The sequence below is a fragment of the Ancylobacter sp. 3268 genome (assembly GCF_031456575.1).
In the GTDB taxonomy this organism is placed as follows: domain Bacteria; phylum Pseudomonadota; class Alphaproteobacteria; order Rhizobiales; family Xanthobacteraceae; genus Ancylobacter.
In genome coordinates this window covers 101,881-117,023 of the sequence record NZ_JAVDUX010000013.1, presented here as the reverse complement: position 1 = coordinate 117,023, position 15,143 = coordinate 101,881, and the positions used below count along the sequence as shown (strand labels likewise).

Here is a 15,143-nt window from a genome sequence, read left to right as displayed (position 1 = left end):
CGTCCGGTCTCACCGTCCCTCGTCGTGGCCGTTCTGCGGGCCGATACCTGCCGCCCGCGCCCGCTTGCCATGGAAATAGGCATGCACCCAGGGATGGTCGGACTTCAGCATCGCTTCGATTGGTCCCACCGCGATCACCTTGCCGTCGGCAAGGGCCGCGATTCGGTCGCAGACGCTGTGCAGGCTGTCGAGATCGTGCGTTACCATGAATACGGTCAGGCCCAAAGTCTGCTGCAGCGTGGCGATCAGATCGTCGAACTCGCCGGCGCCGATCGGGTCGAGGCCCGAGGTCGGCTCGTCGAGGAACAGGATTTCCGGGTCAAGCGCCAGCGCGCGGGCGAGCGCGACGCGCTTGATCATGCCGCCCGACAGCTCGGAGGGCATCTTTTCCAGGACGTCGGGCGGAAGCCCCACCATCTCCACCTTGGCGAGGGCCACCTCGTTCATCAGCCGATGCGACATGGTGAGGAATTCGCGCATCGGGAACTGGATGTTCTGCTTCACGGTGAGCGAAGAGAACAGCGCCCCCTGCTGGAACAGCACCCCCCAGCGCTGCTCGACCTTGCGACGCTCCTCGAAGGTCAATTCATCGAGATCCTCGCCGAACACCTGCACCGTGCCGGAGGCTTTCGGCACCAGGCCGAGAATGGTGCGGGTGAGCACCGACTTGCCGCCGCCGGAGGCGCCGACGAAGCCAAGGATCTCGCCGCGCCGCACATCCAGCGACAGGCCCTTGAGGATCTTGCGCTCGCCGAAGGCGACCACGAGGTCGCGGACGCGGATGATCGCCTCGTCATTCGTTTCGGCATGGGAAGGGACGCGATCGGTCTCGAGCTGCATCGCCGGCCCCTACATGTCGATCGCGGCGAAGAACATGGCAAACAGGCCGTCCACCACGATCACCAGGAAGATCGCCTTCACCACCGAGGCGGTGGTGTGGGTGCCGAGCGATTCCGACGAGCCGCCCACCCGCATGCCCTCCATGCAGGCGATCAGGCCGATGATGGCGGCCATGAACGGCGCCTTGATCATCCCGACCTCGAAGGTGTTCAGCGAGATCGCCTCGCGCAGCCGGTTGATGAAGATCTCCGGCGAGATGCCGCCATAAAGCCAGGCCACCAGCCCGCCGCCGAACAGCGCGCACATCGAACCGATGAAGGTGAGCAGCGGCACGGCGATGATCAGCGCCACCAGGCGCGGCAGCACCAGCACCTCGTTGGGATCGAAGCCCATCACCCGCAGCGCATCGACCTCCTCGCGCATCTTCATCGCGCCGAGCTCGGCGGTGAAGGCGCTGCCCGAGCGCCCCGCGACCATGATCGAGACGATCAGAACGCCGAGTTCGCGCAAGGTGAGGATGCCCACCATGTCGACCACATAGGTGGTGGCGCCGAAACGGCGGAAATGGAAGATGCCCTGCTGGGCAATGATGCAGCCGATCAGGAACGTCATCAGCGCGATGATCGGTACCGCTCGCAGGCCGGCCCGCTCCAGATGGAACACCATCGAGGTCCAGCGGAACGTCGTCGGCCGCACCACCACCCGCAGCAATGCCGCCGTCACCGCTCCGATGAAGGAGAGAAACAGCAGCGAATCCTTGACGGTCGCCACCACCGTGCGGCCGGTCACATCGAGCCCACCGATGATGGGGTTGAGATGGCGCCGCGCCGGCGGCACCTCGTGGCAGCCCTGAGTGATTTCGTTCAACAGCGGCTGGAAGCGACGCTCGAGACCGACGAGACCGATCTTCGTTCCGTTCTCGCCGAGGCTGCGCACCAGCCTGTCGACCATCACCGCGCCAACCGTATCGAGGCTGCGCACGCCGGAAAGGTCGATCCGCACCGTCCCGGTGGCACCGCTGCCGGCCTCGGCCAGCACCGCATCCACCGCGCCTTCGAGGGCGGCGCTCTGCGTTGCGACCCATCGGCCGTTTCCGACGACCACCAGCTCGCGCCCGTTGCGAGCCGCGGCGAGCAGCGGTGCTTCAGCGGCTCCCAATTCCGGTTCCCCTCTTCCACGCGCGGCGCGCGCCAAAATGGCATCGCAGGAATCGGGCGGTCAGCCGCAAATTCCTGCTAACCTCTTATCCGCGCGAAGGTCCCGCTGTCGAGGGTACGGGTGCGGCCGCCCGGCGATTGGAGGTAATACTGTACAGTTGAACGATGGACGGCGCGGCACTGTGCTTTCCCTGTGACGCCCTGACGCCACATTTGGCGGCACACTCGAGCCCACCTTTGCCATGCGCCGATTCGCGCCTCTCGCTTTGCCGTTGACCCATGCCCCAGTTGCTCGTCCGCACCGAACGATTTCCCATTGCCGGGCGCTTCACCATCGCCCGCGGCTCCAAGACCGAGGCGGCGGTCGTCGTGGCCGAGATACGGGATGGTGCCCATGTCGGGCGCGGCGAATGCGTGCCCTATCCGCGTTATGGCGAGAGCGTCGCGGCCACGGTCGCGACACTGGAAGCCCTCGCCGATGAGATCGCCGCCGGCCTGGATCGCCACGCCTTGCAGCGGCGGCTGCCGCCGGGCGCCGCCCGCAACGCCCTCGACTGTGCCCTGTGGGATCTCGAGGCCAAACGGAGCGGTCGGCGCGTCTTCGAGCTCGCCGGCCTGCCGGCGCCGCAGCGCGTCGTCACCGCCTACACGATCAGCCTCGATACGCCGGAAGCGATGGCCGAGGCCGCCCGCGCCGCCGCCCGCCCGCTGCTCAAGCTGAAGCTCGGCGCTCCCGGCGATGCCGAGCGGCTGGCCGCCATCCGTGCCGCGGCGCCGGCGAGCGAGTTGATCGTCGATGCCAATGAAGGCTGGCGCGCCGAGGAGCTGGCCCTGCATTTCGATGCCTGTGTCCGCGCCGGCGTCACCCTGATCGAGCAGCCGCTGCCCGCGGGTGCCGACGCGGCGCTGGCCGATCTCCCGCGCCCCGTGCCGGTCTGCGCCGATGAGAGCGCGCATGGCCGCGACAGTCTCGCCGGGCTGGTCGGCCGCTACGACGCCGTCAACGTCAAGCTCGACAAGACCGGCGGGCTCACCGAGGCGCTGGCCTTGGCGCGCGAGGCCCGCGCCGCCGGGCTCGACATCATGGTGGGCTGCATGGTGGCGACCTCGCTCGCCATGGCGCCGGCGCTGCTGCTCGCCGGCCTCGCCCGCATCGTCGATCTCGATGGCCCGCTGCTGCTGGCGCGCGACCGCGAGCCGGCGCTGCGCTATGAGGGCAGCCTCGTCTTTCCGCCGGCACCGGAGCTCTGGGGCTGAGCCGCCGGGCCGCACCTCATCCGTCGTCGCGGGACCGCAGGCGATGGGTGAGCAGTGCCAGCACCGCGCCGACCCCGCCCAGCCCGGCCGCGAGGAAGAAGGTTGCGGCACCGACGCGGCTCCATAGCGGTCCGGCCGCCAGCGTGGTCAGCGCCACGCCGATCGTCACCCCCCAGGTCGCCATCGCCTGCAGGCTCGCCCCGCGACCGGCGGGAGCATGGCGCGCCACCAGCTCCACCATGCCGAGATAGGTGCAGGCGAAAGTGCCGGCGTGCAGCGTCTGCAGCAGCGGCAGCAGCGCCGCCGGCGGATCGAGGCCCATCGCGGCGAAGCGGATCACCACGCAGCCCCCGCCCAGGGCGATCAGCAGCGCCGGCCCCAGCCGCGCGGTCAGCCGGGTGCCGAAATGGAACAGCAGCACCTCGGCCATCACCCCCACCGCCCACAGTGCGCCGATGGCGGCGCCGCTCAAGCCCTGGGCCTGCCAGTGCAGCGACGAGAAGGCGTAGAGCACGCCGTGCGAGCCCTGCACCAGCGCCGCCGCGCCGAGGCCGAGCACCAGCACGGGCGGGATGCGCCCGCCGGCAACCTCGCGCCTTGCGCCCGGGGTCGAAGCCTCCTCCAGCGGCAGCGCCAGCAGCGCGCAGGCGAGGCATCCCGCCACGATCAGCCAGAGGATGCCGTCGCCGGGAAACGCGCCAAGCACCGCTCCGCCCACGAGGCTGCCGCCGATGAAGCTGATCGAGCCCCAGAGCCGCGTGCGGCCATAATCGAGGCCGATCGCCCGGCGTCGCGCTACCGTATAGGCATCGAGCACCGGCAGCGTCGGCTGCCAGAACACCGAGGCGAGGCCGAGCGCCGCCAGCATGGTCCAGGGTCCCGGTGCCGCCAGCACCGCAAGGAAGCAGAGCGCCGAGGCGAGCGAGTACAGGATCACCGTCAGCCGCGGCCGTCCGGTACGGTCGGCGAGGAAGCCGCCGAGCGGCTGGGTACACAGCCGCGCCAGCAGCGGCACCGACAGCGCCACGGCGATGAAAGCGGCGTCATAGCCCCGACCGGCCAGCCAGACCGGGAAGAACGGCAGATAGATGCCGATGCCGAAGAACAGCCCGACATAGACGCTGGCGATGATGCGGCGCTGGACGATCACGACGGCACGGGCGCAGGAACCGACTCGCGCGGAATGCGCGGCAGGCGCTGCGATAGCACCACCCGCCACCGCTGCGAATGCCCGCCCGCCGCCAAGACCCTTAATGGCCGCCTTTGCCCCACCAGGCGTGGAAATGGTGCACCGGCCCATGGCCGTGCCCGATCTCCAGCTGGTCGGCAGCGCCGATGGCGCGGGTGAGATAGGCTTTGGCCGCTTCCACCGCCGGGCGGAGCGCCAGGCCCCGCGCCAGTCCGGCGGCGATGGCGGAGGAGAGCGTGCAGCCGGTGCCGTGGGTGTTGCGGGTGGCGAGCCGCGGCGCCGACAATTCCAGGAAACCGGCATCGTCGAGCAGCACGTCGACGCTGTCCGGTCCTTCGCCATGACCACCCTTGATCAGCACCGCGCGGGCGCCGAGCGCGCGCAGCTTCTCGGCCTGCCGGCGCGCATCGGCAAGTCCGGCCGCCGGGGCCTCGTCGAGCAGCGCCGCCGCTTCCGGCAGGTTGGGAGTGATCAGCAGCGCCCGCGGCAGTAATTGGCGGCGCAGGCTGTCAATGGCTTCCGGTACCAGCAGCCGGTCGCCGGAGGCCGCCACCATCACCGGGTCGAGCACCACGGTGCCGAGCCGGTGCCGGTCGAGCCCCTCCGCCACCGTCTCGATCACTTCGGGGCGCGAGAGCATGCCGATCTTCACCGCGTCGACCTTGAGGTCGGAAAACACCGCATCCAACTGCGCGGCGATGAAGCCGGGGGGCACGTCGTGAATGCCGGTTACGCCCAGCGTATTCTGTGCGGTCAGCGCGGTGATGACGCTGGCGCCGTAGACGCCGAGTGCCGAGAAGGTCTTGAGGTCGGCCTGGATTCCGGCGCCACCGCCGGAATCCGAGCCGGCTATGGTCACGGCGATGGCGGTGGGTACGGTGTCGGCGGTGGTCGTCTGCTCACTCATTCGGCGCCTCCTGGCCGCCGAAGGCCGGGCGCGTCCGTGCGGGGCGCGAATGCCCCGTTGCGCGCGACCCGTTTCCTCCGCCGGCATGACCCGGATCAGGTTCGTGGGTTGGCACCGGAATTCCTCCCGGCATCGCCTCTCAGCCCCGCAGCTCGCCTGCGGGACACCCCAACGCGATCGTCGCCAATGAGTTAAGCGATGCCGTCGCCCGGCGCAAGGCGGCGAACGCTTCCCCGCCGGGGGTTGCGCCGGCGGTGCCCTTCTGGTCCTGTGGCGGCACACGTTCAGGCTACCGGAATCCCGCCATGGTCCCCTTCTTCATGCAGATCAAATGCCATCTCGGCCGCTCCTACGAGGTGGCCAATGCCCTTGCCGATGCCGAGATCGCGTCGGAAATCTATTCCACGGCCGGGGATTTCGACCTTCTGGTGAAGTTCTACGTACCTTCGGAAACCGATATCGGCCATTTCGTGAACCAGAAGGTGCAGACCATTCCCGGCATCCAGGACACCCGCACCATCATCACCTTCAAGGCGTTCTGACCGTCGTCGACGGTCAAACGAAACCGGGCTGCCGGACCGCCGGGCGGCCCGCATGTGGCGTCAGGTTACCGGACCGCCGGGCGGCCCGCGAGTGAAGTCAAGTCGCCGGACCGCCGGGCGGTCCGGCTGCGGCATCCTCCTCCCGCCTCACCCCGAGCTGGCGCTCGCGCAGGATGACGAACAGCCCGGCGCCGATGACGATCAGGCCGCCGGCCACGACCAGCAGCGGCGGTATTTCGCCGAACAGCACGAAGCCGAGCAGCAGCGACCACAGCATCGCCGAATAGTTGAACGGCGCCACCACCGAGGCCGGCGCAAAGCGGTAGCTCTCGGTGAGCAGGATCTGGCCCACGCCGCCGAACAGGCCGATGGTGATCAGCAGTGCCGCGTCACCCCAGCCCGGCAGCACCCAGCCCCAGGCCGCGGTGGCGAGGCCGGCAACCGCCGCCAGCGACTGGAAATAGAACACGATCGCCGCCGTGCTCTCGGTGGCGGTCAGACGCCGCACCTGCACCATGGCGCCAGCGGTGCAGAAGGCGCCGACCAGCGCACAGGTGGCGCCGATGGCGCTTTCGCGTGTCTCGAACCCGCCGCCAATATGCGGCCACAGCATCACCACCACGCCGGCAAGGCCCACCGCCACTGCCGCCCAGCGATAGAACTGCACCCGCTCGCCCAGCGTCACCGCCGCCAGCGCCACGGTGATCAGCGGCGCGGTGAAACCGATGGCGGTGGCGTCGGCGAGCGGCAGAAAGGCAAGGGCGGTGAAGGACAGGCTCATGGCCAGAACGCCGATGATGCCGCGCAGCACATGCCCGAGCGGATGGGCGGTGCGCACCGCCGCGCCGATCTCGTTGCGCAGGGCCAGCAGCGCCATCAGCGGGAACAGCGCGAAGAAGGAACGCGCGAACACCACCTCGCCGGTCGGAATCCGTTCCGAGACGATGCGGACCATGGCAGCCATGATGGTGAAGACGAAGGTCGCGCCGATCTGCAGCGCGATCCCCTTGAGCGCGTTCATGCGCGCCATGGAGCATGAGTCCCGCCTTGCGACAAGATGATCTTCCGCAGGGCGGGAATGCGTCAGGGAAAAGGATTTCCACCCGCGAGCGCGATCCCGCCGAACACGATCGCCGCCGATGCCGCAAGGCAGGCCAGCGCCGCCGCGATCGACCCCGGCGTCGCCGCCGCGCGATCGGCATAGGCGCTCGCCGGCTTGTGCCCGGTGATCATCGCCTTGACGAGGTTGTCGCCGCCGAACAGCGAATAGGCGATGTTGGCCACCACATGCAGGCCGATCAGCCCCAGCAGGATCGGATAGATGCGTTGATGCAGCATGGAGCCGAGCGAGATCGCCTCGCCGCTCGCCGCCGCCACCATCGGCCCGTCCACCATGATGTCGTCGGTGGTGTAGAGCCCGGCGATCGCCTGCCCCCCCACCGCCGCGAGCAGGGCGATGGTCATCCAGCCGCCCAGCGGGTTGTGGCCGAGATAGGCCACCTTCCTGCCGGTCACCAGCCCCCGCACATAGGAAACCGCCGCGACGGGCCCGCGCAGGAAGCCGAGGAAGCGCGCCGTGCTGCCGCCGACGACGCCCCACAACAGCCGGAACACCAGCACGGTCAGAATGGCGAGGCCGTTCCACATGTGCCAGACCAGCCCGACATCGCCGTAATATTTACTGGCGAAGGCGAGCCCGACCAGCGCCGCCAGCGTCCATTTCGCCAGCCGCGTCGGCAAGTCCCAGGCCAGCACCGTCACCTGCCTGGCCTGCGCGCTCCGCGACCTGCCGGAGCGGGCCGCCTCCGCCGGATACATTTCGGTTTGAGACATCTCAGCTCTTGGCGCGGAACGTCTGGTGGCAGGTGCCGCAGGTGCGGACCACGTCGGGGAAGTTCGCCTTGAAGCTCGCCTCGTCGGTGATCGCCGCCCGGGCGGCGGCGGCGTCGGCGCCGAACTTGACGAACAGCGCATTGAACTCGGCATTCTGCGTCCACACCGCCGGCAGCGCCTCGGTGGTGCCGCCACCCGAGCCGGCGGGGAATAGCGAGGGCATCGTGGCCGCATGCTTGGCGTAGCTGTCCAGGGCCGCCTGCACCGCGGCGAGGTCGAAAGGCTGGCTTCCCTTCAGCATGGCGCCGACCGGACGCGTCGCCTGGCCCCACTCCTTCATCAGCTTCTCGCGCTCGGCAATCGGATCCTGGGCGAGGACGGACGTGGCGGCGACGGCGGAAATCACGGCGGCGACGGCAAAGGCCGCCTTACGGCTCATCATGAATGCGCTCCCTGCAACACCGGGCGAACTGGGTATCCCGGCGCGCGCCAGATTAGTGCGGCTCCAATCTGCTGCAACGCAATACAAGGTGCATCGCGCGCTCGTGATCGCCTTTTCCACCCGCGGCGACGGCGGCGTAGAGCGCGACGGCGACACAGGTTTTCGCCGATCGTGGTTTACCTAATATTTTCCGGCGCCGGCGTGACGTAGCGTCAAAACACTGCGTGGGAAACGCCGACCGAAAGAAAGTGGAACCATGTCCATCCGCACCGTCCTTCTCCATGCCGCTCCCGATAGCGGCTTCGACGACCGGCTCGCCTATGCCCTGGCCCTGGCAAAGCAGGCGGGCGCCCGGCTGCTTGCGCTCTACACCCTGTATCCGGCCGGTGTGCCGCGGGTCGGCCGCGCCTTGTCCATTTATGTGAACGAGCTGAAGCGCGAGGCGCGCGAGAAGGAAACAGCGATCCGGGCGCGCTTCGATGCCGCCGTCGCCGCCGCCGGCGTCGCCGCCGAGTGGAAAGTGGTGGATGGCGAGGTGACCGGCGAACTGCGCGGCGCCGCCGATTTCGCCGATATAACGGTGGTGAGCGAGACCGTCTCCGGCACCACCGATGACGAGCTCGCCGCCATCCTGCCGGAGCATCTGGCCCTCACCTCCACCGCGCCGGTGGTGGTCGTGCCGACCGGCAAGAAGCTTTCGGCCCGCATCGGCCGCGTGGTGGTGGCGTGGAAGCCCTCGCGCGAGGCCGGCCATGCCGTCCGCCTCGCCCTGCCGCTGCTCGCCGCCGCCGATCAGGTGCTGGTGCTGACCGTCGGCGAGAACGGCGCCGCGACGTCGCAGAGCGGCGCGCGCCTTGCCGATTTCCTCAAGACCCACGGCGTCAACGTCGAGCATAAGCATGTCGAGGGCGACGCCGCCAAAGTGATCGCCGCGGAGGCCGCCGCCTATCAGGCCGATCTGCTGGTGATGGGCGCCTATAGCCGGCCGCGCCTCACCGAGCTGGTGCTGGGCGGCGTCACCGCCTCGTTAATCGCCGATCCGCCGCTGCCGCTGCTCTGCGCCCATTGAAGGTCGACCGGCGCGCCACCGCCGGCCGCGCATGATCCGCCGGGCGGCCCCCGCCGCCCGGCCGGTTCTCTCATCCCTCGAAGGGCACCACCTTCTGGCGCTGCTCGCCCAGCCCCTCTATGCCGAGCGTCATCACGTCACCCGGCTTCAGGTAGAGCGGCGGCTTCATGCCGAGCCCGACGCCGGGCGGCGTGCCGGTGATGATGACGTCGCCGACATCGAGCACCATGAACTGGCTGATATAGGACACCAGGAAGTCGACGCCGAAGATCATGGTCGCGGTGGAGCCGCGCTGGCGCCGCTCGCCGTTCACGTCGCACCACATGGCAAGCTTCTGCACGTCGTCGATCTCGTCCGGGGTGGCGAGGAAGGGACCGAGCGGCCCGAAGGTCTCGCAGCTCTTGCCCTTGATCCACTGGCCGCCGCGCTCGATCTGGAAGGCGCGCTCGGAAACATCGTTGGCGAGGCAGAAGCCGGCGATATGCGCGCGCGCATCCTTCTCCTCGACATAGCGGGCGCGCGAACCGATGACGATGCCGAGCTCCACCTCCCAGTCGAGCTTGGTCGAGCCCCTGGGCTGGATGACGTCGTCATTCGGCCCGACGATGCAGTTCGGCGCTTTGGAGAACAGCACCGGCTCGGCCGGGATCGCCATGCCGGATTCCTCGGCATGATCGGCATAGTTGAGCCCGACGGCGATGAAGTGGCCCGGCCGGGCCACGCAGGCACCGAGCCGCACGCCCGGCGGCGCCGCCGGCAACGAGGCCGGCTCGATCGCCCTGAGCCGCGCAAGGCCGGCAGGGCTAAGCTTAGCGCCGCCAATATCGTCCACCACCCCGCTCAGGTCGCGCACCACGTCGTTGGCGTCGAGCAGGCCGGGCTTCTCCTGTCCGGGAGCGCCGAAACGCACCAGTCTCATTCCGTCATCCTCACTTTGATCGGGCGGGCGCGGATCATCGTCCGGCCGGCGGCGCGAGGCAACCCGGCGCGGCTCCCTCTTCGCGTCGCCGGATCACATCCCGCTTTCGCGGGTCCGAGGTCGATTTCGGGTTGCGGCACGGCCCCGGCGCCACTAGCTGTGGCGTCGGCGGGCATGGCGCCGCCATCCCCAAGGTGTTCCCGTGAGCGTGCCGATCCTCTCCCTCATCCTGTTCGGACTCGCTGGCGGCATCACGCCCGGGCCGAACAACATGATCTCGGCCGGTACCGGCGCCGCTTTCGGCTTTCGCCGCACCGTGCCGCAGATCCTCGGCGTCGCCGTCGGCTTCGCCGTCATGGTGATCGCGGTCGGGATGGGGCTGGGTGGCCTGTTCGTCGCCATGCCGCAGCTGCACTGGATGCTCAAGATCGCCGGCGGCGCTTATCTGCTGTTCCTCGCCTGGAAGATCGCCGGCGCGGCGGGCGGCATCGGCAGCACCGCCATGGAGCGGCCGCCGACCTTCCTGCAATCGGCGCTGTTCCAATGGGTGAACCCCAAGGCCTGGGCCTTGGCGCTCGGCGTCATCCCGGCCTTCACCACGCCGGGCGGCGACCTCATCGCCGAAGTGCTGCTCATCGCCCTGGTGCTGGGCCTGCTCAGCCTGCCCTGCCTTGCGGTGTGGGCCGGCTTCGGCGTGCTCATCGGCCGGCTGCTCTCGACGCCGCGGCAGCACCGCATCCTCAATATCGTCATGGGGTCGCTGGTGGCGCTCAGCGTGGTCACGCTGTTCCTCTGAATTCCGCGAGGCGGCAATCGTCATAAAAGCGTGATCCGAGTCGGGCTATCTGCCGCCATGACCCTATGGAGCGCTGGCCCGGCCTTGTCGTGGCGCGCAGCGGGGAGGTCCTTCGCAGTGAACGACGCACCCGACGCGCGCCGCTACCGCACCATCTTCCTGTCCGACGTGCATCTCGGTACCAAGGGCTGCCAGGCGGACATGCTGTTGGATTTCCTGCGCTGGCACGAGGCCGATACCATCTACCTCGTCGGCGATATCGTCGACGGCTGGCGGCTGCGTACCGGCTGGTATTGGCCGCAGGCCCATAACGATGTGGTGCAGAAGCTGCTGCGCAAGGGCCGCAAGGGCGCGCGCATCGTCTATCTGCCGGGCAATCACGACGAATTCCTGCGCGACTATTACGGCAGCCATTTCGGCGGCATCGAAGTGGTGGAGACCGCCATTCACGAGGCCGCCGACGGCCGGCGCTTCCTCATCATCCATGGCGACGTCTTCGACGTCGTGGTGCGCCACGCCAAATGGCTGGCCTTCCTCGGCGACGGCGCCTACACCGCCGCTCTCGGCGTCAACACCTATCTCAACTGGATCCGCCGCAAGCTGGGTTTCCCCTACTGGTCGCTGAGCCAGTGGGCCAAGCTCAAGGTGAAGAACGCGGTCAATTTCATCGGCCGCTTCGAGGAAGCGGTGGCGAACGAGGCGCGCCGGCACAAGGTGGATGGCGTCATCTGCGGCCACATCCACCACGCCGTCATGCACGACCGCTTCGGTGTCGACTATCTCAATTGCGGCGACTGGGTGGAGAGCTGCACCGCCATCGTCGAGCATCCCGACGGCCGCTTCGAGATGATCGACTGGGCGCGCCGGTCCCGCGAAGGCGTCAGCGAGCCGCTGGCGCTCCCCGCCCCGAAAGTCGCCGCCTGATGCACATCCTCATCGCCTCCGATGCCTGGGCGCCGCAGGTGAACGGCGTAGTCCGCTCGCTGGAGCACACCGCACGCGAGGCCTCCGCCTTCGGCGCGCGCGTCTCCTTCCTGACGCCGCAGGATTTCCGCACCGTGCCGATGCCGACCTATCCCGAGGTGCGGCTGGCGCTGGCCACCCGCGCCATGGTGGCGCGGCGGATGGACGATATCGGTGCCGATTTCGTGCACATCGCCACCGAAGGCCCGATCGGCGTGCTGGCCCGCCGGGTCTGCCTCTCGCGCGGCCGGGTGTTCACCACCAGCTATCACACCCGCTTCCCGGAATATCTCGCCGCCCGCGCCCCGGTGCCGCGCGCGCTGTCCTATGCGTGGCTGCGCCGCTTCCACAATGCCGGGGCCGGCATCATGGTCGCCACCGCCACTATCGAGGCGGAGCTGCGAAAGCGCGGCTTCCTGCGGCTGATGCACTGGTCGCGCGGCGTCGATTCCGAGCTGTTCCGGCCGCGCGACGAGGCCGAGCGTGCCGCCGACCGCGCGGCCGACCCGCTGCTCGATCTGCCGCGGCCGATCTTCCTCTATGTCGGCCGGGTGGCGGTGGAGAAGAACATCGGCGCGTTCCTCGATCTCGATCTGCCCGGCAGCAAGCTGGTGGTGGGTGACGGCCCGGCCCGCGCCGAATTGCAGGCCAAGCACCCGGATGCCCGCTTCCTCGGCCTGCGCGAAGGCGCCGCGCTCGCCCGCGCCTATGCGGCGGCGGACGTGTTCGTGTTTCCGAGCCTCACCGATACCTTCGGCATCGTGCTTCTGGAAGCGCTGGCGAGCGGACTGCCGGTCGCCGCCTTCCCGGTCGCCGGGCCGCTGGATGTCATCGGCTCGGCGCCGGCGGACGCTCCGGTCGGCGTACTCGACACCGACCTGCGCCGCGCGGCACTGGCCGCGCTGGAAATCGGGCGGGAGGCGCCCCGCGCCTTCGCGCTTCGCCACAGCTGGCAGGCCTGCACCAGGCAGTTCCTCGACAATGTCGAGCAGGCGCAGACCGCCGCCGACCACGCCCGCGCATTGGCGGGGTGATCGGCGACGCGGCCGAACTTCCAGCGGGATGTAATCCCAAGGACCCGCCGGGAATTCTCATCCCATGAGACCCGTCATCGTGAGCCTGGCCCAGAACTCAGGTTTCACCGACGGCAACCTCATCCCGAGTGTCCGGCTCGCAAGCCCTCTCCCCGTTGGGGAGAAGTGACCCGCGAAGCCGGTCGGTGAGGGGCGACGCCATCGGGAGGCGAAGCAGATCCCTCACCCCGGCCCTCTCCCCGACCGGAAAGAGGGCGCTTCTTCATTCATTTAGCGCTTCTGGGTCAGCCCCTCAGGATGAGGGGCACGAGAAACCAGCCCTCGAAGTCGACGGCTCGATGGCCCTCGCCTCACGCCGGCCGGCTCGCCGCGAAATCCAGGCAGCGCTGGAACATTGCGGCGTCGACATTGCCGCCGGACAGCACCACCGCCGCCACCTTGCCGTCGAGGTCGATCTTGCCGGCCAGGACGGCGGCGAGCGCCACCGCTCCGCCGGGTTCCACCACCAGCTTCAGCTCCTCGAAGGCGAAGGCCACTGCCCGCATCACCTCTTCGTCGGTGGCCGACACACCTTCGCCGACCAGTTGCGAGGAGATCTGGAAGGTCAGCTGTCCCGGCGTCGCCGCCAGCAGCGCGTCGCAGATCGAGCCGGCGACGCGGTTGTTGCGCTCGCGCCCGCCGGAGCGGAAGGAGCGTGCGTGATCGTCGAAGCCGGCCGGCTCGGCGGTCAGCACCCGCGCATCGGGAAACATCTCCTTGACCGCCAGCGCGATGCCGGAGATCAGCCCGCCGCCGGAGGCGTTGGAGAGCACCACATCCGGCTCGAGGTCGCGCCCCGACAGGTCCCGCACGATTTCCAGCCCCACCGTGCCCTGCCCGGCAATGACATGGAAATCGTCATAGGGCGGCACGAACACCGCGCCGCGCTCGGTGGCGATGGCATGGGCGATGGCGTCGCGGTCCTCGGTTTCACGGTCATATTCGACCACCTCGGCGCCGAAGGCGAGGGTACGCGCCTTCTTCATCGCCGGCGCGTCCTTGGGCATCACGATCACCGAGGGCATGCCCATCAGCGTCGCCGCCGCCGCCACGCCCTGCGCATGGTTGCCGGAGGAGCAGGCGACCACGCCGCCGGTCTTCTGGCTGTCGGGCAGCCGCGAGATGCGGTTATAGGCGCCGCGGAACTTGAACGATCCGGTGCGCTGCAACGGCTCGGCCTTGAGGAAAACCCGCCCGCCGGTGAGCGCGTCGAGGCGCGCCGAGTTCAGCAGCGGGGTACGCACCGCTACGCCGTGCAGGCGGTCGGCGGCGGAAACGACATCGTCGAAATTGGGGAGAAGCGGCTCGGTCATGCCGGCAACTTACCCTCCCCCGAACGATTGCGCACCGTCCAAGTCGTTGCACCATTGGCTGAGCACAACATTGTTCGCCCCCTTGCTTCCACCGTCCCCGCGCTTGCGCCGCCGGGGGCCGCCGCCGTAAAATTCGGCTCCATAGAGGAAGGAAATACTATGTCAGGCCGCACGCGCAGCTTGGATCGTGGCGGCATGGAAGCCGGCGCCTTGGCGATCACCGGCCAGCTCGGCCGCACCATCCAGCGGCTGCGCAAGACCTACAATCTGTCGCTTTCCGAGCTCTCCGAGCAGTCGGGCGTGGCCAAGTCGATCATCAGCCAGATCGAGCGCAACGAGACCAACCCGACGCTGGCCACGGTCTGGCGGCTGTCGCAGGCGCTGGACGTCTCCATCGAGCGCTTCCTCGCCGCCACCGATGACGAGCCCTTCGTCGAGCACCTCACCCGCGCCGATACGCCGATCCTGGTGTCGGAGGATGGCAAGTGCCGCCTCACCATCACCGGCTGGATCAAGACGGTGGAATGGCTGCAATGGTTCGACTTCGTCGCCGAACCTGGTGGCGAGCTGGTGTCGGACGGCCACCAGCGCGGTTCCATCGAATGCCTGTCGGTGCTCTCCGGCGAATTGCAGGTGGAATGCGCCGATGTCACCGAGCTCGCCCGCGCCGGCGAGACGCTGCGCTATCGCTGCGACCGCCGCCATGTGATCCGCAACACCGGCACCGAGCCGGCGCATGCCACCATGGTGTGCCTGTTGAAGGCTGCCGTGCTGGACTGAGCCCGCGAGCCGCCCCGGCATGAAAAAGGCCCCGCTGCCGACGGCGACGGGGCCTTTTCTTTT

At 68.8% G+C, this 15,143-nt stretch carries 16 protein-coding genes and 1 riboswitch; of the genes, 7 read left to right on the top strand and 9 right to left on the bottom strand.

The features are described 5' to 3' along the window. Positions 1-9: 9 nt before the first annotated feature. Both J2X65_RS18575 and J2X65_RS18570 read right to left on the bottom strand, forming a co-directional pair. Positions 10-840, bottom strand: a complete 831-nt coding sequence (locus J2X65_RS18575; RefSeq protein ID WP_310203936.1) for an ABC transporter ATP-binding protein — start codon at positions 838-840, stop codon at positions 10-12. 9 nt (positions 841-849) lie between these two features. After that, positions 850-1,998: an ABC transporter permease gene (locus J2X65_RS18570; RefSeq protein ID WP_310203933.1), complete on the bottom strand. Its 1,149-nt coding sequence runs from the start codon at positions 1,996-1,998 to the stop codon at positions 850-852. A gap of 278 nt (positions 1,999-2,276) precedes the next feature. On the opposite strand from J2X65_RS18570, the gene dgcA reads away from it, so the two are divergent. Further along, complete coding sequence (gene dgcA, locus J2X65_RS18565) at positions 2,277-3,254, top strand: N-acetyl-D-Glu racemase DgcA (RefSeq protein ID WP_310203928.1); 978 nt, start codon at positions 2,277-2,279, stop codon at positions 3,252-3,254. Positions 3,255-3,270: 16 nt separating this feature from the next. Here dgcA and J2X65_RS18560 read toward each other — a convergent pair whose 3' ends face one another. Both J2X65_RS18560 and thiD read right to left on the bottom strand, forming a co-directional pair. Continuing rightward, positions 3,271-4,404, bottom strand: a complete 1,134-nt coding sequence (locus tag J2X65_RS18560; RefSeq protein ID WP_310203924.1) for an MFS transporter — start codon at positions 4,402-4,404, stop codon at positions 3,271-3,273. Between the two features lie 100 nt (positions 4,405-4,504). Continuing rightward, positions 4,505-5,350, bottom strand: coding sequence for a bifunctional hydroxymethylpyrimidine kinase/phosphomethylpyrimidine kinase (gene thiD, locus J2X65_RS18555; RefSeq protein WP_310203920.1), 846 nt, complete (start codon positions 5,348-5,350; stop codon positions 4,505-4,507). 55 nt (positions 5,351-5,405) lie between these two features. Then, positions 5,406-5,531: riboswitch (TPP riboswitch) on the bottom strand. Between the two features lie 124 nt (positions 5,532-5,655). On the opposite strand from thiD, the gene J2X65_RS18550 reads away from it, so the two are divergent. Next, positions 5,656-5,892: an Lrp/AsnC ligand binding domain-containing protein gene (locus tag J2X65_RS18550; RefSeq protein WP_310203917.1), complete on the top strand. Its 237-nt coding sequence runs from the start codon at positions 5,656-5,658 to the stop codon at positions 5,890-5,892. Between the two features lie 97 nt (positions 5,893-5,989). Here the strand turns inward: J2X65_RS18550 and J2X65_RS18545 are convergent, their stop codons facing one another. The 3 genes from J2X65_RS18545 to J2X65_RS18535 are packed head-to-tail and all read right to left on the bottom strand — an operon-like array spanning position 5,990 to position 8,167. Next, positions 5,990-6,922 (bottom strand): DMT family transporter, encoded by a 933-nt coding sequence (locus J2X65_RS18545; protein ID WP_310203914.1) that lies wholly within the window; start codon positions 6,920-6,922, stop codon positions 5,990-5,992. 53 nt (positions 6,923-6,975) lie between these two features. After that, positions 6,976-7,725, bottom strand: coding sequence for a cytochrome b/b6 domain-containing protein (locus J2X65_RS18540; protein ID WP_310203911.1), 750 nt, complete (start codon positions 7,723-7,725; stop codon positions 6,976-6,978). Position 7,726: 1 nt separating this feature from the next. Then, positions 7,727-8,167, bottom strand: a complete 441-nt coding sequence (locus tag J2X65_RS18535; protein ID WP_310203909.1) for a cytochrome c — start codon at positions 8,165-8,167, stop codon at positions 7,727-7,729. A 256-nt stretch (positions 8,168-8,423) separates the two neighbouring features. Between J2X65_RS18535 and J2X65_RS18530 the strand changes: the two genes are divergently transcribed. Then, entirely contained in the window at positions 8,424-9,236 is an 813-nt protein-coding gene (locus J2X65_RS18530) for a universal stress protein (RefSeq protein WP_310203908.1), read from the top strand. 70 nt (positions 9,237-9,306) lie between these two features. Here J2X65_RS18530 and J2X65_RS18525 read toward each other — a convergent pair whose 3' ends face one another. After that, positions 9,307-10,155, bottom strand: a complete 849-nt coding sequence (locus tag J2X65_RS18525) for a fumarylacetoacetate hydrolase family protein (protein ID WP_310203906.1) — start codon at positions 10,153-10,155, stop codon at positions 9,307-9,309. Positions 10,156-10,357: 202 nt separating this feature from the next. Between J2X65_RS18525 and J2X65_RS18520 the strand changes: the two genes are divergently transcribed. The 3 genes from J2X65_RS18520 to J2X65_RS18510 all read left to right on the top strand — a co-directional run bounded on the left by J2X65_RS18520 (position 10,358) and on the right by J2X65_RS18510 (position 12,948). Continuing rightward, complete coding sequence (locus J2X65_RS18520; protein ID WP_310203903.1) at positions 10,358-10,951, top strand: LysE family translocator; 594 nt, start codon at positions 10,358-10,360, stop codon at positions 10,949-10,951. A gap of 117 nt (positions 10,952-11,068) precedes the next feature. Then, entirely contained in the window at positions 11,069-11,875 is an 807-nt protein-coding gene (locus J2X65_RS18515) for a UDP-2,3-diacylglucosamine diphosphatase (RefSeq protein ID WP_310203901.1), read from the top strand. Continuing rightward, positions 11,875-12,948: a glycosyltransferase family 1 protein gene (locus tag J2X65_RS18510; RefSeq protein WP_310203898.1), complete on the top strand. Its 1,074-nt coding sequence runs from the start codon at positions 11,875-11,877 to the stop codon at positions 12,946-12,948. Before J2X65_RS18515 ends, J2X65_RS18510 begins: the two co-directional genes overlap by 1 nt. Before the next feature lie 350 nt (positions 12,949-13,298). Here J2X65_RS18510 and J2X65_RS18505 read toward each other — a convergent pair whose 3' ends face one another. Next, on the bottom strand, positions 13,299-14,300 hold the full coding sequence (locus J2X65_RS18505; protein WP_310203895.1) for a threonine/serine dehydratase: 1,002 nt from the start codon (positions 14,298-14,300) through the stop codon (positions 13,299-13,301). A 159-nt stretch (positions 14,301-14,459) separates the two neighbouring features. On the opposite strand from J2X65_RS18505, the gene J2X65_RS18500 reads away from it, so the two are divergent. Beyond that, entirely contained in the window at positions 14,460-15,080 is a 621-nt protein-coding gene (locus J2X65_RS18500; RefSeq protein ID WP_213363196.1) for a helix-turn-helix domain-containing protein, read from the top strand. The last annotated feature ends 63 nt before the right edge of the window (positions 15,081-15,143 follow it).

Excerpts from the sequence above, each read along its gene's own strand:
- J2X65_RS18500 (WP_213363196.1), top strand. The coding sequence starts at position 14,460 with ATGTCAGGCCGCACGCGCAGCTTGGATCGTGGCGGCATGGAAGCCGGC.
- J2X65_RS18510 (WP_310203898.1), top strand. The coding sequence starts at position 11,875 with ATGCACATCCTCATCGCCTCCGATGCCTGGGCGCCGCAGGTGAACGGC.
- J2X65_RS18535 (WP_310203909.1), bottom strand. The coding sequence starts at position 8,167 with ATGATGAGCCGTAAGGCGGCCTTTGCCGTCGCCGCCGTGATTTCCGCC.
- J2X65_RS18530 (WP_310203908.1), top strand. The coding sequence starts at position 8,424 with ATGTCCATCCGCACCGTCCTTCTCCATGCCGCTCCCGATAGCGGCTTC.
- J2X65_RS18550 (WP_310203917.1), top strand. The coding sequence starts at position 5,656 with ATGGTCCCCTTCTTCATGCAGATCAAATGCCATCTCGGCCGCTCCTAC.
- J2X65_RS18540 (WP_310203911.1), bottom strand. The coding sequence starts at position 7,725 with ATGTCTCAAACCGAAATGTATCCGGCGGAGGCGGCCCGCTCCGGCAGG.
- J2X65_RS18545 (WP_310203914.1), bottom strand. The coding sequence starts at position 6,922 with ATGGCGCGCATGAACGCGCTCAAGGGGATCGCGCTGCAGATCGGCGCG.
- J2X65_RS18575 (WP_310203936.1), bottom strand. The coding sequence starts at position 840 with ATGCAGCTCGAGACCGATCGCGTCCCTTCCCATGCCGAAACGAATGAC.
- thiD (WP_310203920.1), bottom strand. The coding sequence starts at position 5,350 with ATGAGTGAGCAGACGACCACCGCCGACACCGTACCCACCGCCATCGCC.
- J2X65_RS18525 (WP_310203906.1), bottom strand. The coding sequence starts at position 10,155 with ATGAGACTGGTGCGTTTCGGCGCTCCCGGACAGGAGAAGCCCGGCCTG.
- J2X65_RS18505 (WP_310203895.1), bottom strand. The coding sequence starts at position 14,300 with ATGACCGAGCCGCTTCTCCCCAATTTCGACGATGTCGTTTCCGCCGCC.
- dgcA (WP_310203928.1), top strand. The coding sequence starts at position 2,277 with ATGCCCCAGTTGCTCGTCCGCACCGAACGATTTCCCATTGCCGGGCGC.